Origin of the sequence: Streptomyces sp. NPDC007983, from assembly GCF_042958345.1 — a bacterium.
In the GTDB taxonomy this organism is placed as follows: Bacteria; Actinomycetota; Actinomycetes; order Streptomycetales; family Streptomycetaceae; genus Streptomyces.
In genome coordinates, this window is record NZ_JBIBJI010000022.1 from 21541 (window position 1) to 42001 (window position 20461).

The 20461-nt window shown below is 66.8% G+C and carries 11 protein-coding genes and 1 pseudogene; 7 read left to right on the top strand and 5 right to left on the bottom strand.

All coding sequences use genetic code 11. The annotated features are described in order from the left end of the window. The first annotated feature begins 354 nt into the window (after positions 1 to 354). Both ACFZCY_RS38975 and ACFZCY_RS38980 read left to right on the top strand, forming a co-directional pair. A complete protein-coding gene (locus tag ACFZCY_RS38975; protein ID WP_391184631.1) occupies positions 355 to 3120 on the top strand; it encodes a DEAD/DEAH box helicase in 2766 nt (921 codons plus the stop codon). Positions 3121 to 3430: 310 nt separating this feature from the next. Further along, on the top strand, positions 3431 to 4750 hold the full coding sequence (locus tag ACFZCY_RS38980) for a hypothetical protein (protein ID WP_391184633.1): 1320 nt from the start codon (positions 3431 to 3433) through the stop codon (positions 4748 to 4750). A gap of 480 nt (positions 4751 to 5230) precedes the next feature. Here the strand turns inward: ACFZCY_RS38980 and ACFZCY_RS38985 are convergent, their stop codons facing one another. From ACFZCY_RS38985 to ACFZCY_RS38995, 3 genes are all read right to left on the bottom strand, one after another. Further along, entirely contained in the window at positions 5231 to 5926 is a 696-nt protein-coding gene (locus ACFZCY_RS38985; protein ID WP_391184636.1) for a tyrosine-type recombinase/integrase, read from the bottom strand. 1638 nt (positions 5927 to 7564) lie between these two features. Continuing rightward, positions 7565 to 8071 carry a hypothetical protein gene (locus ACFZCY_RS38990; protein ID WP_391184639.1) on the bottom strand — a complete coding sequence of 169 codons (507 nt, stop codon included), beginning with the start codon at positions 8069 to 8071 and terminating at the stop codon, positions 7565 to 7567. Between the two features lie 204 nt (positions 8072 to 8275). Continuing rightward, a complete protein-coding gene (locus ACFZCY_RS38995; RefSeq protein WP_391184641.1) occupies positions 8276 to 8539 on the bottom strand; it encodes a hypothetical protein in 264 nt (87 codons plus the stop codon). A 710-nt stretch (positions 8540 to 9249) separates the two neighbouring features. Between ACFZCY_RS38995 and ACFZCY_RS39000 the strand changes: the two genes are divergently transcribed. The 5 genes from ACFZCY_RS39000 to ACFZCY_RS39020 all read left to right on the top strand — a co-directional run bounded on the left by ACFZCY_RS39000 (position 9250) and on the right by ACFZCY_RS39020 (position 17735). After that, entirely contained in the window at positions 9250 to 10746 is a 1497-nt protein-coding gene (locus ACFZCY_RS39000; protein WP_391184643.1) for a hypothetical protein, read from the top strand. An 11-nt stretch (positions 10747 to 10757) separates the two neighbouring features. Further along, the gene (locus ACFZCY_RS39005) at positions 10758 to 11558 is read left to right on the top strand and encodes a hypothetical protein (RefSeq protein ID WP_391184645.1); all 801 of its coding nucleotides are present in this window, start codon (positions 10758 to 10760) and stop codon (positions 11556 to 11558) included. A gap of 12 nt (positions 11559 to 11570) precedes the next feature. Beyond that, positions 11571 to 16034 carry a hypothetical protein gene (locus tag ACFZCY_RS39010; protein WP_391184648.1) on the top strand — a complete coding sequence of 1488 codons (4464 nt, stop codon included), beginning with the start codon at positions 11571 to 11573 and terminating at the stop codon, positions 16032 to 16034. Then, the gene (locus tag ACFZCY_RS39015) at positions 16015 to 17130 is read left to right on the top strand and encodes a hypothetical protein (RefSeq protein WP_391184649.1); all 1116 of its coding nucleotides are present in this window, start codon (positions 16015 to 16017) and stop codon (positions 17128 to 17130) included. The genes ACFZCY_RS39010 and ACFZCY_RS39015 overlap by 20 nt, the downstream gene beginning before the upstream one ends. A 194-nt stretch (positions 17131 to 17324) precedes the next feature. Further along, positions 17325 to 17735 (top strand): hypothetical protein, encoded by a 411-nt coding sequence (locus tag ACFZCY_RS39020; RefSeq protein WP_391184651.1) that lies wholly within the window; start codon positions 17325 to 17327, stop codon positions 17733 to 17735. Positions 17736 to 17749: 14 nt separating this feature from the next. Here the strand turns inward: ACFZCY_RS39020 and ACFZCY_RS39025 are convergent, their stop codons facing one another. Further along, positions 17750 to 18841: an integrase core domain-containing protein gene (locus ACFZCY_RS39025; RefSeq protein ID WP_391184654.1), complete on the bottom strand. Its 1092-nt coding sequence runs from the start codon at positions 18839 to 18841 to the stop codon at positions 17750 to 17752. Positions 18842 to 18961: 120 nt separating this feature from the next. Then, positions 18962 to 19869: pseudogene (locus tag ACFZCY_RS39030) on the bottom strand (integrase); the annotation flags it as partial. Between the last annotated feature and the right edge of the window lie 592 nt (positions 19870 to 20461).

Sequence of the window (20461 nt, forward strand, 5' to 3'; positions counted from 1 at the left end):
TATGAGTCGGCCGGGCGGGTCTATCGCTACGTGGCTGTTGTCTGCCCGGTCTGTCCTGCGGCTTACACCCTCGCTGATCTGGGCGTGAAGACCTACGACAAGCTGTGTGCGCGGTCCAAGGCGGCGGATGCGGGGCCATCGACGGGGACACAGGATTCGGGGACACGCGGCTCCGCGGAGGCGAAGGACGCGGGGCGGGGGAGGGAGCCGGCGGCCCTGCGGCGCAGGGTGACCGCACCTATGCCGGCGGCAAGGGCGTCGTCCTTGCTCCTCGGCCCGTGCCCCACGGAGCCCGGCGTCACCATCACCCCCATCTACGCCTCTCCCGGCCCCGCGTGGCCCGCGGATCTGCCGATGGCGACGGAGCCCGAGGAGCGCCGCCTGCTGTGGTGCAAGGTGACCGACCCGGCGTGGCGCCCGCCCGAGGGGGCGGTATCGGGGGCCGACGACGTCCGGGTCATCCTCCCCGAGGGGCCCGCCTTCGACGACCTGCGCACCCACCTGGCCGACCGGGGCGTACGGTTCCGTTGCGTCCGGCATTGGATGGAGGGTGAACAGGTCGGCACCGTAGCCGACTTCGGTAGTTTGACGGGGCTGGTGGCCCACCCGGCCCTGACGTTTCCGGCTGTGGGCTCCCCGATGCCGCCCGCGCCTGTCGCGGGTCCCGGCGCGCATGCGGCCCGGGACGCGTTCGAGGCCCAATGGGACGCCTTGGAGGACAATCCGGCCGCCGACGACACCCCGTATGTACCGGTGACCGACCTCGTCCCCGAGGACTGGATCCGCATGCTGCCACACCCCACCTTCAACCCGGCCCAGGCCGGCGCCGTCCCGGCGGTGATGGAGGGCGACGACCATCTGGTCGTCGTCGCTCCGACCGGTGCGGGCAAGACACCGATCGGCATGGTCGCCGCGCTGCGCGCCCATGCCCGCGGGCGCAAGGCGGCCTGGCTGGTCCCGCAACGGTCGCTGACCGACGAACTCGACCGGGACCTGGAGAACTGGCGGCGGCACGGACTCGAAGTCGTCCGGCTGACGGGCGAATACGCCGTCGACACCCAACTCATCCGCGAGGCTCACGTCTGGGTCGCCACCACCGAGAAGTTCGAGGCGATCTGCCGGAACGGATCGCTGGGCGGCGCCCTCGCCGAGGTCGGCTGCCTGATCGTCGACGAGATCCATCTGCTCGGTGATCCGGCGCGCGGCGCGGTACTCGAAGCGGTCCTCACGCGGGTGCGCGAGGACAGTGCCCAGACCCGCATCGTCGGACTGTCGGCGACCGTGGCCAACGCCGACGAGGTCGCCGACTGGCTGGGGGCCCGGCTGATCCGTACCTCATGGCGGCCCACCCGGCTGACCTGGCAGATCCCCATGCTGCCCGCATCGCGTGACGGCGAATGGTCCACGCGGGCGGCCACCGCGCGCACAGCCGCAGCCGTGCGGCTGGCGCGGGCCGTCACCGACGAGGGAGGCAGCGTGCTCGTCTTCTGCAGCAGCAAGCGCGGGGTGCGCGCCACGGCGCTCGCCCTCGCCGCGGACAGAGGCGTACCGACGCGTGGCGTCGACGCGGACGACACGGAGCTCGTCCAGCGGCTGTGCGGCAGCGCCGGAGTGGGCCTGCACTACCGGGACTGGCCGTTCAAACGCGAGGCCGAGCGGGCGTTCCGGGCCCGCGAGACCGATGTCCTGGTGGCGACCTCCACCGTGGCGGCCGGGGTGAACCTCCCCGCCCGCGCTGTCATCGTGCGCGACGTCCGGCTCGGCCAGGCCCGGATCGAAGTGTCCATGGTGCAGCAGATGTTCGGCCGTGCCGGGCGGGTGGGGGCGGGTGAGCGGGAGGGCTGGGCCTTCCTGCTGGCGGACGAGACGGAGCGCCCGCAGTGGCAGGCCCGGCTGACCGCCGGCTACACCGTGCGCTCGCGGATCGGCGACGGGCTGCCCGACCACGTCCTTGCCGAGGTGGTACAGGGGCGGGTGAGTTCCCTGGAGGAGGCCGAGGACTGGTGGACCGGGACGTTCGCCTTCCACCAGGGCCACGACAGCGTGGAACCGCTCCATGACGCCGTGCTCTACCTGGCGGAGGCCGGGTTCCTGCGCACCGCCTCCGGGCCGCAGGGCACGGAGTTCCTGGAAGCGACCGAACTGGGCACGCTGACCAGCCGCTTCATGGTCGACTCCGTTCCGGCGTACGAACTGGCCGAAGGGTTGCGCGAACGGCCCGTACCGGAGGACCCGGGCCACGCCGAGCAGTTACTGACAACGCTGCTGACCACTCGACTGCCCGAACTGGCGGAAGCCGCCTTCAGCGACCGGACGCGCGCCACGCTGCGGCGGGTGCTGAGCCACGATGGTCGGGCGGAGCGGCTGGAGCATGACCGGGAGCCACCGGACCGGGATGAAGGGCTGATGCCGGGGGACCTGGCCCGCGCGGTGCTGCTGCTGGTCGCCAACAGTCCCCAGGCGTTCACCACGCGCGGCGGCTACGTCCTCGGCATCCCGGCCGATAGCCTGACCGGCATCCTGGACGAGGCCCAGCGCTATCTGGCCTGGCTGGGAGCCCAGGGCGAACTCGGCACCGTCCACCCGTGGGCGGCTGTCGTGGCTGCAGATCTCGCCGAGCGCATCCGCTGGCGCACGCTCGGCCCTGGCCGCGGGGCTGGACGGCTGCTGTGGATGTGTGGGCGGATGGCCACGCCGCAGCTCGCCCACCGCCTCGTACCACGGATGTGGCGTGCAGCTCTGGACCGGGGGGTCGGCGCCCCGGACTGGACGGGCACCACCCCGCCGCGCGACAGCGCGCTCTCGCCGGAGCGCTACCGGGCGCTGCTGAAGCAGCGCGCCACTGGCACCGTGTTCGCCCCGCACTCCCGCTCTGTGCGAGTCGACGCCCCGAATGGTGCGACGATCTGCCTGTGGGACGGTGCGACGACAGCCCGGTACGTGTCGGACGGCACCCCGACCCGGCTCGACTACCCACCCGCGGCCTCCGACGACCCGTCGTCGGGCCGACGGGGGGCTGCGGTCTTCACCCGCGGCGACCGCTTCGCCGCCGGTTGGCTCGAGGCATACAACACGACCGGGGTGCCCGAGAAACCCGACGAACTGCGGCACACTCAGTGAATCCCCACCAGGCTGCACATTGACTGCGATCCCTTGACGTCATGGCACTGTGCTCGTTGGGGGCGAAACAAACGAAGGCACTGCGGGCCGACCGATTCGTGGACCTGCGCGTGAGCGTGAGGTGGACGCTTCCCGGCCGGGCAGCATGTCGACGGGATGGCGGGTCTCGATACCGATCAGCCGTGGCGGCTCAGCCATTACTCAGTGTGGCCGCGCTACAGAAGTGAGCCAGAGACGTTCTCGTGCACAGAGCCACATGGATTTCGTCGGTGTCCGTAAGGTGTGGGTAAAGGAAGTCCTAGGGGGATCCATGGGTGCAGGCGGCAATGGGGGTGCGGTGCGGGCCGATGTGGTGGTCCTGACCGCGCTGGAGGTCGAGTACCGGGCGGTGCGGGCCCATCTGGAGGATCCGCGTGTGGTCCAGGCGGAACGAGGTGCGCTGTTCGAGCTGGGTGTGTTCCGCGAGGGGGCCGGGGAGCGGAGCGTCGCCATCCATATGACGGGTCCGGGGAATCCGGGTGCAGCGGTCTCGGTCGAGCGGGCCGTGGCGGTCTTCGCGCCCCGGGCGGTGCTGTTCGTGGGGGTGGCGGGCGGCCGTAAGGATGTCGCTTTGGGCGATGTGGTGGCGGCTGACGCGGTGTACGACTACGAGACCGGCAAGGACACCGAGTCCGGGTTCCTGCCCCGGCAGAAGACCTATCAGTCGGCGTACGGGCTGGTGCAGCTGGCCAGGCTGGTGGCGGCGGGCGACGCATGGCAGCGGCGGATCCGCTCGGGGGACGCCGCGCCGCGCCCCTATGCCCATGTGAAGCCCCTCGCAGCGGGCGGCCGGGTGGTGGCGCACCACCACTCGGACGTCGGGCTCAGGCTCGCGGCCAGCGCGGGCGACGCGCTCGCGGTGGACATGGAGGGCTTCGGCTTCCTCGCCGGCGCGTACGTCAATCAGCAGTTGGACGCGCTGGTGATCCGCGGCATCTCGGATCTGCTCGGCGACAAGGGCGAGGCACACGACGAGCGCTGGCAGCCTGTGGCCTCCCGGAACGCGGCCGCCTTCGCCTTCGAACTGATCAGCCGCATGCCGACGGCGGACCCCCTGAAATCAGGACCTTCCGCAGGGACTGGGCGTGAGAACAGCCGGCGTCGGAACAGTCATGGGGGAGCGGTGACCGTGGAATCGTCGGCGGCGTTGGCTGAGAGGGCGGCGACCACGCTCGTGTCGGCGATGGGCACTGATCTCTGGCAGAGCACCCGGGACGGTGTGGCGATGCTGTTCCTGCGCCATGCCCAGGACCGCGAGAGCGGCGTGGTAGCGCTGCTGGACGAGGACGCCCGCACGGTGGACTCCGTGGACGGCGGCGAGGCAGGTGAGGTGCGCCGGGAACTGGTTCCGGTATGGCGGCGCAGGCTGTTCGCTCTGCTCACCGCGCAACCGGAGGCGGCGGCGGATCTGCGCGAGCTGGTCGACCGGACCGCCCCTCAGCCGTCGAGCGGTCGGCAGGGATGGGTGCAGACCAATATCGCGCGCGATCAGGGGACGGTGTACGCGGTGCAGGGCGGGAACGTCATCCACTACCACCAAGGGCTGCCCGCCGTGCCCGGCACCGCCGGTGGGGACGGTCAGCAGCACTGACACTGCGGATGCCGAAAATCACGTCCAGCCTGGTGAGAAGCGTGTTTCTATCTGGTGAGCTTCCAGCGCGTGTGGCGGAGAGTTTGAGCCTGCGCCCAGAGGACGATCTCACGGCGAATCGGGCCAGGCATGAATGTGAGTGCGACGCTCAACGAGGTCGCCCCGGGAAGTGTGGATCGCTTGGTGGCGATGCTGTTGGGGCGGCGGTCCGAGGCGTAGGGCTGGCGGAAGGACTTGAGGGGGCAGAGGGTCGGTGCGGAGCTGGAGTGGCTCACCTTCAAGGGCTGGCGGGTGCAGCTGTGTGCTCCGGATGTGGGCGCAGGGGCGGGACGGTCGAGTGACAGGTGGAGTCCGAACGGTGAGGCGCGCCGGGTTGGCACTTGACGGCTGCGGTGTACAGCGCTGTATGGAGCTTGACGGAGCGGTAGGTCTGCGAGAGTCTTAAAGTGGAGCATAAGAGGAGAATTGTCGCACTGGGGGTCAAGGGGACGCAGGTTCAAATCCTGTCGTCCCGACCAGCGTTTTCGCAGGTCGAAGGCCGTTTTTCCAGGGATGGGAGAGCGGCCTTTTCCGTGTTGTGCGGCGTGGTGGTCGCATGGTGGTCGCACGCACGCCTTGGGGTGTGGAGGCGCTGGGTGAACTGGCGGCCGGGGCGGCGAAGTAGGGCAGCGTGAGGCGTGTCCGGGGCCTGTTCGGGTGGTCGCGGCGTGGTCGCAGCCAGTCCGGCCAGTGCGGATGACTACCGGCGGCCGGATCCGCTTGGGTGAGTGCGGTGTCGATGGCGTCCACGGCGTCGTGGGCGGCTTGCTGGGTGAGGTGGCTGTAGAGGTTCGCGGTGGTGGAGAGGGTGGAGTGCCGCAGGGTTTTGGAGACCACAGTGAGTGGCGTGCCTGCGGTGATGGAGAGGGTGGCGGCGAGGTGCCGCAGGTCGTGCAGGGTGATGCGGGGGACCCCTGCTTCCTTGGCGCGTCGACGGAAGCGATCCAGGACGGTCTGAGGCTGTAGCGGGCGGCCGTCGGGTCGGCAGAAGACCAGTCCGGTGAACGGGTCGTCGGAGCGGTCAGCCAATGCTGACGGCGGCGCGTCGGCTGCGCGGCGTGTGAGAGCGGCTGCCACGCGCGGGGAGATGGCGACCCCGTTCTTGCTGCTGCGGGTCTTGGGTGAGGTGATGACCAAGCGGGCGTTGTTGATGGCCGAGCTGCAGCGCGCCTTGGGCGGCGTTCTGGGTGGGGAATCCGCCGCGGCGGATGGTGGTACGGCGGTGGTCGGGGGAGGGGAGGCCGACGGCGAAGGTCCAGCTTCCGTGGTCACAATCGGTTGCCAGTCGTGGGCAGCGGGTTCCGATCTGCTGGCGGTGTGCGTCGCGGCATCCACAGCGCCGGTAGACACGTCCACGGTGGGTGACGGAGCGCATGGTGATCGCCTCCTGGAAGTGGTGCAGTGTGCCGACGATCCCAGTCTCCGCCGACGGGCACACCACGCGATCACTTCAGGCTCCACAGGCCTCTGAGCTGGGTGTTCCCCTTGTCGTGGCCACAAGTGCGGGGCGGTAGCAGTCGGTGCTTCGATGATCGATTTTGCTGCTCACAAATAGTGTGCCAAGCAGTGCACGCAGTCTGGCGACGTCGAGCAGGCCCTTCTAGGGTCACGTTGTGGAGTGGGCGACTTTGGCCAGTGCTGCTGCGGGTGCTGTCATAGCGACGGCATCGGCCGCGTTCTTCGATCGCCATCGGTGGCGGCGGGAGCGGAGGGCCCATCTCTTGGAGGTTCGCCGAACGCTGTACGGCGAGTATCTGACCTGCTTATCGAAGGCGCGCAACGCGTTTCGCCTCCTCGCTCGAGACCATGAGCTTGGGGCGCTGGAGCGAGAGAGGGCGGCGCGGGAAAGGTTCGCATCGTGCTACGAACTGCGCTACCAGATGACGATCACCGCGTCAGCGCCCGTGGTTGAGGCATCTGAGGAGACCTTCCGGCGGCTTCGGGACGTGCGGGACCCCGCCGCGGCTGGTGTGCTCGCGGGCGATGAGGCTTACTCGGGAGGCCGGGGCGCATACGAGGGGGCGCTCACTCGGCTACGCCTGGCCATGCGAGCCGAACTTGGGTCAGATCAGTAGTCGACTGGCAGGGTCTGGCCGCCGAGCGCATGACGCACGAGTATTGAGGCGGGGGTGATGTTGTGTCTCGTCGTCCGTGGGTGCGCCGGAACGTCGGTGAACAGCGGTTGTGGGTGTGGATGCCGTATCAGGAAGGTTCCAACCGACGCTGGATCCTGGAAGAGCTGGGAGAACGGATACGCCCGGAGTGGAACAACGCGATGACGCCGGGGCGGTGGGAGATCGCTCGTCCTCACCTGCGCACAATCGTCTCCGCGCTCGCAGAACGCTTCGGTGAGGTGGACGTATACCTGCAGTTCTCCGCCACGGAACGGTGCGACACGCGCTGCCGGGATGCCGCCGGGGACGACTGCACATGCTCCTGTATGGGGGAGAACCACGGCGGAGCCGCGTACTGGCGAAACTGGATGCTTGTAGGAGAAACGACGCTGGTCGACGTTGCCCGGAAAGAGCGGCACTTGCTTGTGCGGAGTCGTTCATGACGTCGAACATCTCGCACATTCCGGGCCAGACTTCGACCATGGCGGGAAGTCGACATTGTGCACCGCATGCTCGGACTCATCAGCCACGCTGCCAACCCACGGCACCTGGGCCTGTCTGACCGCTCTGAACCGCCCCGGTTCGAGCGACCGCGGCCGACGAGTGGGTTCGGTGCAGACCTCCGACCAGGGCGGATGACATTCTCGGCAAGCACCCTTGATCAGGCGCGGAGACTCTTCCGCCGCACCCGTAGGGAATAGGACGTGCCTTCCGGGCCGCTGCTACTGCCCCAGCCGACGCTGGTCGCTACGCTCCAACCTTGCTGCTCCCGCATCTGCTTGGCGAAGGTGTCCAAGTTTCGGATCTCGCACCCGCACTTCATCGTGAGGCGGATGCTGATGTACGGGCTGCGAGGGTTGGTGTTGTAGGCCACCTCCTCGGTCCACTCCACATCGTGGACGTGCTCGCTGAGCCCGGTGCGGTCCTGGTCGTGCTTGATCCCGTGTGCCTTGGCGTACTCGTCGAGGTCGTCGATCAGGAAGAGGTCGCTCGACCACTGGCCAGGCCATACGGCGAACAGCCGGGACTTGCCCGCAACGGCCCGTTCGTATCCGGCCCGTGAGTCTCCGTGGGTGACTCTGCCGTCATCATGGACTTCGATGTAGCAGGTCGTCCCTGCCGTATAGGGAAAGTCTCTCCCCGCAGCGGCTGCGCTTCTCGGCTCCACTTGCCCCCCCTGGTCAATGATCGCCCCCTGCGGCGGGTGCGCCCGTTGGCAACCACGATTCCCGGGCTGCGCACGCGCCAACGTAAGGCACACAACGTTAGCCTCAGGCTCGCTCAATATCTGGACTTCACCGCACGAGGCGCTGGTGCGGCCGCTGTTCGGGCTGGTGGCCGCTGATCAGCGGCGCGGAAGCCTGCCTGTGGGTCAGCTGATCCAGATGCCCTTGGACGAGAGCCGGCGTGCGAGGCGCTGGCCGGCAGAACTGATCGGGGCCGACCAGGACACATCGGCAACGTGGCCTCCGAAGTCGTCCACGAGTGCCTGCACGAGCGCGGCGCCGACTCCCCGGTGGCGGTAGACGTCCGCCACCCAGATCAGGATGATGCGCGGGCGGCGTCGTGGGCGGTCAGGTAGCCGATGACGCACCCGTTCGCCTTCAACAGATACCCGCACATTGTCCGGGGTCACCTCAGGCTCATCAAAGTGGGACACGAGCTGAAGTCGTAGTGGCTGGGGAAGCCGCCGCGACGGACGGTGCGTCGCCGGGAGCCGCAGGAGGGGAGGTCGACAGCGAAGATCCACCTGCTGTGGTCGGACTCGGTGCGCAGTGAACGATCACCTCCATAGTCGGTCCTCGCTCGCGGATCATGCGATCACCCCGCGACCACTTTCTTCCTGGCGTGCTACCTGAGCTGCGGTGATCCCTTGTCGTGGCGACCAGTGAGGGGGAGAGACGGTTATGCCACGCGGTGACGGTGTCCGTGGGCATCTCAAAAAATAATGTGCCAAGCAGTTCCATCACGTACTGTTTGAAGATCATCACCCTCGGCAGCCTCGGAGGGTGACTGTCGTCACCGAACCGGGCTCGACGAACTGTTCGACCTGATCCGCGTCAAGCTACTCGGTCAGGGCAAGGCGGGGTGCCGCTAAGGGTGCCGTTGGAGCGAGAAGTGTGACCCACCAGGTCTTTCTGGTGGGTCATGAATCAGCCAATATGTTGAGATGTTCTCTGAGTTGTGGTGTATCCGCGATAGGGCTCTTATTAAGGAAATCCGCAGCAAATGAGACCATAGGGTCAGAAGTTACTGTCGGGTCACCAGGGAGGGGTGCCGCCGTGATTCTCGCCATGCTTCGTGGATCAGGTGACATCCGCAGCTTCCAGCATGTCTAGTGACGCCATGAATGGTCAGGGGGGCGAACGGAACGTATGGGGCGACGAAGGGCTCACGCGCAGGCTCAAGGCCCTGGCCTGCACCGCGCCCTTGCACGACCTCGACATTCGCAAGGCCAAACTGTCATGGCTGGACGGCTCTCAATACCAGATGGCCGAGGTGGCTCTGCAGATCATCGATCACGTGGCCATCGCGATGGACTACGACACAGGGGCGAACCACGAACAGGTCCTGCTCAGGGCCGGGGGTTTCGTCGGCTGGCAGGCGCCTGACCGCCCGGCCGACGAGCACACACGCGTCGCTGGATGGGTGCTCGACTCCCTGATCAACGTACGGGACACGGACAGGGGCTTCAGCCGCTTCTACGGAGAGGTGGACGGCGCGGGCGCGTATGCGCTGAGGAAGTGGGACTTCAAGCTGATCGAAGAGCGTTCGGACAGCAACGGGGACCTGTATCTGCGTGCTTCCAATGAGGCGTTGAACGTTCTGGTCGGCGCGTTGGACACAGATGTGGAATCAGCTCAGATCGCCGCCGAGGTGAGGTTGCGCAACCTCATCGGCAGGGGGCGGCTGGCCGACGCGAAGGCCGTGGCCGAGCAGGCTCGTATCCGAACGATTCAGTACGCGGAGATCATCCGCGCCCAACTCGACGCGACGAGCCGGAATGTGACGTCGGTCGACTGGACTGACGAGGTACCGGACCTCCTCAACGAGGCTCTCGACCACGTCGACCACCGGCTCCAGGAAGAGTCCGCGATAGCCCGGTCCGTTTCCACCGAGCGTGACCAGTCCGAGGACCCGGTCCGTAGGAGCCAGGCGGCCGACCTGGTCGACATCGTGGAGGACTGCATTCGCCGACACACCCGGCTGCAGATCCGTTTGCGCGGCGCTCGCACGCTCTTCCTCGACGAACAGGACCGCCAACAATTCTCCGGCACCGCCCTCAGGGCTTCGGTGGACGTGTACGGCGACCTCCTTCAGCCGGTGCTCGGGCTCACGCTGGCCGATGCCTTCCATCCGGTGCGCTCCTTCTACGAGCAGTCCATAGGGCCGACGGCGGATGACCAGCTTTGTCTGGCCACGCTGGTTCCTGCGTTGCTCGCACCGTCTCCCGAACGAGCCCGGTTCACGGGAGAGGAGGAGGAGCCGGAGCTCGTCCCGGTCGTGGAAGTGCGTGGGTACGCCGACGAGCAGCAGCGCGTGGTCGAGTCCTTGCTCGATCTGGCCGACGAGGCGCGGCCGTTGTCCGAGCTGCTGGAGGAGGCTGCTGCTCTTGATCCGGAACTCCCTGACCTGCTGGTCTTGTTGGCGCTGCGGGCCTTCAGCCCGCAGTTAGGGGCGGCGTTGGGCGAGGGAGTCGACCGCGTCCTCCTCGCCGTATCGGCAGGGATCCCCTTGGACAGCCAAGGGTTCGAGGGTGACGACTTGTTGCTGACGTATGCGACATTCGACCGTGCGGCTCTGGACGCTGACCGTCGGGAGAGGAACAGCGGACGATCATGACAATCGAGACCATGGCTGAGGATGCGGAGGCTGCGGGCAGACTCATCGGCTACGGCTTCAGGCCCAAGATCCGACCCGCGCGTGACAGTGCCTACGCGGCACTCGTGAAGCGCTATGCCGAGGATCCGGACTTCGAGACGCTCGTCACCCGATACGCGGTGGGCATGGGGCTGAGGGTCATCGCGGTCACCTCGCGTGCTGGAATGGTGCATACCGCGCTGCCGGGGTCGGCCTTCGAGACTCGGATGGACCAGTACGCCCGACACGTGCGGATGCGGGAGAGCCGGGAGGCCGAGCGCATCCTGTACGGCCTCACGCACCTGGCTGTCGCTGCCCTGGCCTTCCCCCGGCCCGAGGACTTGGCCGATGACGGCTACCAGGGCAAGGTCCGGGTGTCGTCCATCGACCGGCTCGTGCGATCGGTGTGCCGAGTACTGGCGGAACGCGTCGCTGAGAGCGAGGGGTCGCAGGATCCACCGGCTCACGCTCCGGAACTGGAAAGGGCCTGGCGAGCCTACGAGCGCCGGCCCGAAGTCGCCCCCACCAAGGGTGGACGATCAGGGGCATCGGCCACCCGCAGCCTCATAGGCCGGGCTCTCGCGCACCTCGTCGACCGCGGAATGTTCCACCAGGGCAGAGCCGACTCCGAGGACGGGGAGAAGATCTTCGTCGCCACCCACCGCTATCAGGTCCATGTGCGCGAACTGGCCAGCACACGTGCCTATGAGGAACTGACCGAACTCGGGGTGCTGCCTCCCGTCGCTGGGACCGGGACGCTCCGGACCACCCGCGCCGAGACGCTGTACGACTAGGAGAACCGTGCCATGTATGAGCTATCCCGCGTCCGGCTGAGAACCGTAGGACCGGCCGGTGCCCGCTTCCACGACGTCACTCTCGACCTCAGTGGCGCGGGACGCCCGGTGGGTGCCGAGCAGGGAGCCCTCTTCGACGCCACCGCCACTACCTACCGGCCCTCGCCCGCCAGCCTGGTCCTTCTGGAGAACGGGGGCGGCAAGTCCGTTCTTCTCAAGCTCATCTTCTCCGTCGTCCTTCCCGGGCGTCGCCACACAGTGGGCACGACCAACACGCGCGTCCTGGAGAAGTTCGTCATGCCCAAGGACGTGTCCCACATCGTTCTGGAGTGGATGAACCCGCTCACCGGCGATCTGCTGCTCACCGGCAAGGTGCTGGCCTGGCGCAACCAGGTCGCCTCTGAAATCTCGGACAACCTCAGCGAACGCTGGTACTGCCTGCGGCCCAGTGACGAGAACAACCTTCGAACCCTCCCGATGGCGGTCGGTACGAAGTCGTGCACTCTGGACACATACCGGGACGAGCTCCAGGAGGCATACGCGGCCGACCAGAGCCTGGACCTGTACTGGACCCGGCATCAAGGCGACTGGACGAATCGGCTGCAGCTGCTTGGCATCGACCCCGAACTCTTCCGATACCAAAGGGAGATGAACGTCGACGAAGGCGAAGCGGCAAACTGGCTCAAGCTCGATTCGGACGTCAAGTTCGTCGACTTCCTGCTGCGGGCGATCGTCAGGTCCGAGGAGATGGACGACCTGGCGGCGCTGGTCTCCGAACACGTGGAGCGGCTCGCGGGCCGTGGGTTGCTCCTCACCGAGCGGGAGTTCGTCGCCGGAGCGCTCGATCTCCTGGGCCCGATCGTAGAACTGGCCGAAGCAGTCCGGCTATCGCGGCGCCGAGCGGAGCAGGCCGCCCGTGATGTTGCGGAACTGGGCAGACGGCTTCGGGCGCGCGCGCGAAATGAGCAGGACGTGGTGCTCGGGCAGCGAGCAAAGGTCGTCAAGTCGCAAGAGGAACTCGATGAGCTGACACACGCGGCCGGACGTGCCGAGGCGATTGTGACCGAACTGCGCCGCCACCTAGCCGATTTGAAGCACAAGAGTGCTCAGCGGGAGCTGACGGCGAGCGAGAAGGGACTTTCCGAGGCCCAAGCCCTGGTCGCCGCATGGCGAGAGACCTCGACCGTGCATGAGTACGACGACAGCATTGCCCAGGTAAGGGCGCTGACCGATCTCATTGGCGCCGAGGAGGAGAAGGCGCGCCCGGCACTGGAAGAGCGCGACAAAGCGGCCCGCCGCCTGGCCCGCAGCCTGTGGGCGACGGCTGACGAGGCTGCCCAAACAGCCTCCGACGAGATGAAGCGCGCCGCGGCGGGGGAGAAGGAGAAGAGCGCGGCGCAAGAGCGTGCTCGCGAGGCGCATCGGGACGCCACGAAGGCCGAACACGAGGCCGCCCAGTTCGACCAGTGGATCACAGGTCTGCGCCAGGACATCGCCGCAGCCGTCGCCGACGGTCTGCTGCATGACGCCGCCGCATTGCCTCGGACCGTGGAGACCGTTCAAGAAGGACGCGACAACGCAGCCCAGCGCGTCACGGATCTGGAACGAGAATGGGCGGAGCTAGCAGATCGAGAGACCCTCGCGCACGACGAGTTGCGGAAGGCCGAGGCGGAGACAGGCGACCTGCGTGGGCGCCGTGATCGCCTCACCGCTCGCCTGGACGAGGTCCGCACACAGACAGTGCGCTTGGAGGCGAATTCCCGGCTCGCCAGGCTCCTTGACGTGCCGGACATTGACCTGGAACGCGACGTCGCCTCGCTCCTGGACGCATTGAGCACCGCACGCAGTGAGGCCGAACGAGAGCGGACCGAACTCAAGGTCGTCGAGTCCATCGACGAACAGGCACGCCTTGCCCTGGCCGCAGGCGACCTCCTTCCGCCCGCCCAAGTAATCTCCGACGCCTGTAAGGCGCTTGAGGACGCCAAAGTGGTCGCAGTCCCGGGATGGCGCTACCTCGCTGCCATCCCCGATGCCGACCGACGACGAGACATTGTGGAGCGACTGCCGCACCTGGCCGCAGGTATCCTCCTCCACGATCCTGACGACATCAACCGGGCCCGGGAAGTACTCACGGCCCTGCGTCCCCAGCCGACCGTCTTTGTGTCGGTTTCGACAACCAGGACTTTCATCGACCCCGAGGCGGAACTGGCAGGCGGCGTCGAGACGGTGATCCCGCCTCACCCCGCCCTGTACGACGTGGACGCGGCGGCCGCCGAGCACGAGGCGATCGACGCTCGGCACGCCGTACACAGCGCCCGGGCCGAGGAGCTGTCCACCCGCATCGAGCAGGACGGCAGCCTGACCTACGCCCTCACGGACTGGCGGTCGCGCTACCCGGAAGGCAGCATCACCGCACTGACCGAAGAACACGCGGGTGTGGTGCGGGAACACGCAGCTGCCGAAGCGCAGGTGGTCGAACGCCAGGAAGTGCTCCAGACGCTCCAGGAACGGCGGCAGAAGATCAAGGAGGAGCTCCCGCCCCTGCGTGAGACTCGGGACTCGCTCGCCAAACGGCTGGAACGCCTCAAGGAGCTCGCCAACCGCCACGGCCATCTGTCGGAATGGACAGAGCAGGCCTCGGCCTCGAAGGAGAGGATGCAGGAGCGCCAGGAAGCCGCCGGGAAAGCGGAGGATGAGGCTGTCGAACTGCAGAAGCTCGTCATGGACCATCAACGCAGGGCGGACGAACACCAACGCACTGTGCGTATCGTCAACGACGAACGGGCCAAGCTTCCCGGAAGCGAGGATGTCCGTCGTTCCGATCCTGTTCCCGAACTCTCCACAGCCTTGCTGCGGAGCACGTATGACCAGGCCGCGGCGCGATACCTACGCGTCCAGGTCGGGAGCGACCTGTTGGAGGAGCGTGAGCGAGCCAACGAACGGGCCGCCAAAGCGAAACGTGGCTACTTCGCGCTCGCCGAGGAACTCCGTGACAAGGCGGCCGCACTGCTGAAGAGTCCCGAAGGTTCCGACGAAGCGGCACGAGCGACTGCCCTGGAGAGCGCGGTCCACGCGGCGCAGGCAGCCGGCACCAGGGCACGGAAGGCAGCAGTGGCCGAGTCCCGCTGCGCGGACGACCTGGCAACTGCGGAGAATCGACTGACAACCAGAGTTGCGGTTTCCAAGTATCCAGCCGATATCGAGTCCTGCGCCGAGGCCGTCGAGGAAGCGAGCCGACAGCAGACGTCAAGCGCTCGCAAGGTGGCGGACCAACAGGAAATACACACGCGGCTCGGACGCCAACTGGAGGATGCCGAGGCGTCGGCGAAGGCCTTCCAGTTCATCGTCGACGGACTCACCACAGACCTACACGAAGGCGATAGCGACGCCGACACCGCGCCCTACGAAGGGGACGCGGACACGGCCCAGGAGCTCGTCACCCAGATGACCAAGGAACGTACGACACGCGAAGCGAATGCCCGCACCGACGAGCAGACCCTGCGCGCAGCAACGGAGAAGATCACTCACCACGCCGCCGCCCAGGAGTTCAAAGACCTGCATGTCCGCGTGCAGACACAGATTCGTATCGCGGGTTGGGAAACGGTGGCGGCCCGCGCCACCGAATGGTCCGACGCCCTCAGGCCGCGTCTGCGCGCCTTGAACGAGGAGATCGACCAGACAGAGCGACACCGCACACTGATCGTGCGGAACCTCAAAGCACAGGTCGACAAGGCATTGGCCTCGTTGCGTCAGGCGCAGCGGATGTCACGACTGCCAGCGAGCCTGGACGACTGGGCCGCCCAGGAATTCCTCCGCTTCCGCTTCACCCCGGCACAGGACGACACCGCGCATCAGCGCATCGGAGAGGTCATCGACGATGCGGCGAAGGGACATACCGCAGACGGGCGGACTGTGCGCAGAGACGGGATGTCGCTGCTGCTCGCGGGTGTGAAAGCAGCGGTCCCCAAGGGGTTCCGGATCGACATGCTCAAGCCCGACGCCGTGCTGCGCAACGAGCGCATCAGAGTCTCTGAGATCAAGGACGTATTCTCCGGCGGACAGCACCTCACCGCGGCCATCCTCCTGTACTGCACCATGGCCGCCTTGCGGGCGAGCAACCGGGGCAGGGAGAGGGACACTCACTCCGGCGTCCTCTTCCTCGACAACCCGATCGGCCGGGCCAACGCGGACTATCTGCTCGCCCTCCAACGCAAGGTCGCCGAATCCCTGGGCGTGCAACTCATCTACACCACAGGGCTGTCCGACGACGGAACGCTGAAACGCTTCCCCCTCATCCTGAGGTTGCGCAACGACGCCGATCTGCGGGCGGGGCGAAAGTACCTCACTGTGACCGACCGGATACAGGAGGCGCTCGACGCCTTGGCCGAGCCGGACGGCACAGGCAGCGTCACCACCACCAGACTCTTCAAGCGAGAGACGGAAGACGGACACACCCGTGAAGCACAGGCAGAGTGAGTTCATCCGGCACCTGCGAGCCGGTGCCACCGAGGCGGGCTGGAACGGCGCACGCAGGACGCGCGTCGTGCTGGACGACATCTGGACGGCATTCCGAAAGGTGAACAACCGGAACCCGGACGGCGAATACGAACCCCTGCTCATGTCGCGGCTGTTGGACGAACTCGAAGAGCACGGCCTGATCGAGCAGATGAAACAACGTACCCGTGACAGAGTGTCCCTGCCTCTCAAGATCTGGCTCTGTGCCACCGCTCCACCTCGACCCGCTGTACCGCCCATGCCGCACTGGCACCCCGACCTCTACCGGCTCGCCCGGGAGTGGCCGACGGCGACGTCGAAGCAGCGCTCCGCGTACGTGGCCGTCAACCAGTGGCTGATGAGCGATCCGGACGTCTTCCCCGTACCGCTTCGGGAGCGGGCTCTGGAGATCTTCGGAACGTACGGAAGTGAAGCGGATTTTCCCATGCCGGAAAAGACCTTCGACACCTTGCGCTCGGGGCCGATCTTCGGCGACCCCGACCGGCTGCACGCGACATTGCGTACGTTCACGACGCATCCGCCGCTGCTCACGGAAACGTTCCTGACCGAGATCGGGGACGGGTACTATCAGCGTGTCGGCGCCGGAGACATCCTGCTTGTGGTCGAGAACTCGGCCACCTGGTGGTCTCTCGTGCATAGTCTTCCCGAGAACCACCGGCTGGGGTACGTCGCCTGGGGACTCGGCGGCACATTCCGCGCATCGGTTAACACGCTTGCGGCCAAGCACCGCATCGCGGAGATCCGCTACTTCGGCGACCTCGATCTCAGCGGGATCCGCATTCCACACGCGGCATCCAAGACAGCTAGCGACCGGGGCCTTCCGACCGTCCAGCCCACTGAGCGTCTTTACGGCGCGCTGCTGGAACTCGGATGCGCACGCGATGCGAAGGAAAAGGCCATTGAGGCGGGAGAGGCTTCTGTCCTGGCTAAATGGATGCCCGGGCCGCACCGGGCCAAGACAGTTGGCCTCCTTGTGGCAGGCCGACGCCTGGCACAGGAGTGGGTTGGATACCGGTACTTGACCCGCGACACGGCTTGGCACGCCGACCTCCTTTGACCCGACAGGGCCGGGCTCATCCCGGGGCCGGAGAAGGAGCCTCTCGCTCTCGCGCAGCTGTCGCGGCAGTTCTCGGGTCGTCAGTGACCGAGATGTCGTGGGGGTGGCAGATGCCATCGATGCGGGCTGTGTTGGAAGCGGGGCAGCAGGCTGCGGCCTTGCGGGTGGAGGAACTTGAAGCCGAGCTGGAGTAGGTGCGGGCGGCTCTCGCGGACGCGGAAGAGGTGCTTCGGCGTCGGGTGATCGGCTTGGAGCAATATCTGGAGGCTCTGGCTGAGGCCCCAGAGCCCGCCCTGGTGGCCGACCGGGTGTCGCAGAGAAGGCCCGTGGGGTCGCGCCGAGCGGTGCCCCACCGGGACAACGCACCCGGGATCGAGGTCTTGTCGGTGGAGTACCAGGCGTTGATGGCCGCCACCCTGGAGGCGGGAGCCGACGGGCTCGACGACCAGCGGGCAGCGGTGGCGCTGGGCTGGGAGAGCGCGTCCGCCTCCCGCATGAGGGAGGCAGGGCACGGCCTGAAACGGCTGGTGGAACGGAGCTGGCTCGTGGAAGACAAGCCGGGCCAGGGTACGCTGCCTGCCCTGGAACAGTGCGGGTGCCGATAAATCATCCGCGCAGCTCAGGCGGCGTGCTGGTACTGGTGGAGCATTCCGCCGAGCCGGTCTTGTCTGTGGACTTCCAGTTGGGTGAGCTGGGCTTGTTGGGTGATGAGTGTGGGTAGTGGGCGGCATGGGGCGGCGTTTTTCAGTGCCCGGTGCGGGCGGTGTTCGTTGTAGAAGGCCTCGTACTCGCGCAGGGCGTGGAGAAGGTGGTTCTGGTTCCAGATCAAGGTCCGGTCCAGAAGTTCCCTGCGGCAGGTCTGTATCCAGCGCTCCATGAGCGAGTTCATCCGTCGTATCCGAATGCCGGTGGTGACGACCTTGAGACCGGCATCGGTCATGAGGGCGTCGAAGGCGGCTGTGAACTTCGAGTCGCGGTCGCGGATCAGGAACCGTGCCCTGCTGCCCGCGTCTTCGAGGTCCATGAGGAGGTTGCGTCCGAGCTGCACGATCCACTCCGCGGTGGGGTGTGCCGTGGCGCCGAGGACCCTGATACGACGGGTGGTGTGCTCGATGACGGCCAAGACGTACAGGCGCGCCCCCGTCAGCGTGCGGACTTCGAACAGATCGCAGGCGAGAAGAGCCTTGGCCTGGCTGCGGAGGAAGTCGGCCCAGGTGGTGCTCTGCCGTTCGGGGGCGGGTGGGATGCCGTGCTCGCGGAGGATCTCCCAGACGGTTGAGGCGGCGACCTTGATCCCCAGCGCCGCGAGTTCGCCGTGGATCCGTCGATACCCCCACGAGGCATTCTCCCTGGCCAGGCGCAGGACCAGGGCGCGGATCGACCGTAGGGTGCGTGGGCGTCCGCGTCGCCTGGGTACGCAGGTTGCGGCATGGCGCCGCCTGAGCAGTTCGCGATGCCAGTGCAAGATGGTCTCGGGGCGGACCAGCAGCAGAAGGTGCCGCAGTCTGTCTTTGGGGAGGTGGTGGAGCAGGCCGGCGAGGATGGCACGGTCGCTGTCGGTGAAGGTCGGCTTGCCGAGCTGACGCTGCAGGACCAGCAGTTGGTGCCGGAGTACGAGGATCTCGATGTCCTTGTCTCGGTCGCTCATCGGCAGGAGGCGTAGGAACGCCAGGGCGTTGGTCGTGGCGAGGTAGGCCAGGCGCAGCAGCACGACAGATCATGATGCCGCCCTGGCCCTTTGCGGGTGAAGGCACTTGGGCGAATGTCGAGGAGAACCGAAGATCCGTGATCAGGCCCCCCGACCTGCGTGGATGATTTATCGGCACCCGCAGTGTCGCTGGTTCCAGATCAATGTCCGGTCCAGGAGCTCGGGGCGACAGGTCTGTATCCAGCGCTCCATGATCGAGTTCATTCGTGGCATCTGGATGCCGCTGAGGACGACGTCGATCCCTGCGTCCTGGAGGACGGTATCGATGAGGTCGGGGAACTTCCCGTCCCGGTCCCGGATCATGAACCGTGCGCGGTAGCCGAGGTCTTCGAGGTTCATGACGAGGTTCTTCGCCGCTTGCGCTACCCAGGAGGCGGTGGGATGCGTGGTGGCGCCCAGGACGCGGATCCGGCGGCTGCCGTGTTCGATGGCCACGAGCACGTATATCCGTATCCCCGACAGGGTGACTGTCTCCATGAAGTCACAGGCCACCAGGGCATCAGCCTGAGCGCGGAGGAAGGTGGCCCAGGTACTGGAGTTCCGCTCGAGCGCAGGATCGATGCCTGTCTCCTTCAAGATCTCCCAGATGGCGGACGCGCCCACCTTCACCCTCAGCACAAGCAGTTCGCCGTGCAGACGCCTGTACCCCCAGCTCGGGTTCTCCTTCGCCAGGCGCAGCACCAGGATGCGGATGGAGCGCACGGTGCGTGGCCGTCCCGGGCGTTTGGGCCGGCAGGAGGCGGCGTAGTGGTGTTTGACGAGGTTGCGGTGCCAACGCATCACCGTGTCGGGGCGTACGAGCAGCCGTAACCGTCGCAGGACGTGCGGTGGCAGCCGGTGCAGCAGCGCCGCCAGGAACGCCCGGTCGCTCGGCGTGAACCGGATCTTGTCCTTGCCGAGTTGGCGTTTCAGTACGGTGATCTGGTGGCGCAGGGCGAGGATCTCGGCGTCCTTGTCCCGGTCGGTCATCGGCAGCAGGCGAACATCGCGAACGCGTTTGTCACACCCAGGTAAGCCAGTTGCAGCAGCACGATCGATCATCATGACGCGCTGACAGCAACTGCGCGAGAGCGCGAGCTCGAGCGACCGCGGCCAGATTTCGGGACACCCGAAGAACCGCCCCCACCAGGGCGGCTGAGTTTTCCGGCAAGGACAGTCCTGCTGCAGGGCATCCGGCAGGCGGCGCTCGGCTGACCGTGCCGAGACTGCCTCGCTAGCCGGAAATGCCCCCAGTGCGGGTTGCGTCGACTCGGCGAGCGAGTCGCGAGTACGGGCCTGCCCGCGTCCCGCCTTTTCGAGTTCGTGTGACACAGAAAACTTGATTCGGTATAGCCTTAAGAGTCAAGTTTTATGTGTCATCCGCGTCTTGGCCTGTGGCTGCGACCGGGGGCCCGGCTGGTTGCCGGGCCCCCTAGTTGGCAGGTGCCCCTCTGACCGCCAGCCTCAGCGTGCTACGAACATGCTGAGGCTGGCTCACAGGATTGCGTCGGTGATCCTCTCCGCCATGGGGTGAAGAAACGCCGCTACTGCGGTCAAGAGCAACTGTGCGCCGAGCTTTCGGAGCAATTCCGTCACCCGCCGCCTCACCCACTCAACCACCTTGCTGAGGTGCTGATGCATCCT

Excerpts from the sequence above, each read along its gene's own strand:
- ACFZCY_RS38975 (WP_391184631.1), top strand. The coding sequence starts at position 355 with ATGGCGACGGAGCCCGAGGAGCGCCGCCTGCTGTGGTGCAAGGTGACC.
- ACFZCY_RS39000 (WP_391184643.1), top strand. The coding sequence starts at position 9,250 with ATGAATGGTCAGGGGGGCGAACGGAACGTATGGGGCGACGAAGGGCTC.
- ACFZCY_RS39005 (WP_391184645.1), top strand. The coding sequence starts at position 10,758 with ATGGCTGAGGATGCGGAGGCTGCGGGCAGACTCATCGGCTACGGCTTC.
- ACFZCY_RS39010 (WP_391184648.1), top strand. The coding sequence starts at position 11,571 with ATGTATGAGCTATCCCGCGTCCGGCTGAGAACCGTAGGACCGGCCGGT.
- ACFZCY_RS38980 (WP_391184633.1), top strand. The coding sequence starts at position 3,431 with ATGGGTGCAGGCGGCAATGGGGGTGCGGTGCGGGCCGATGTGGTGGTC.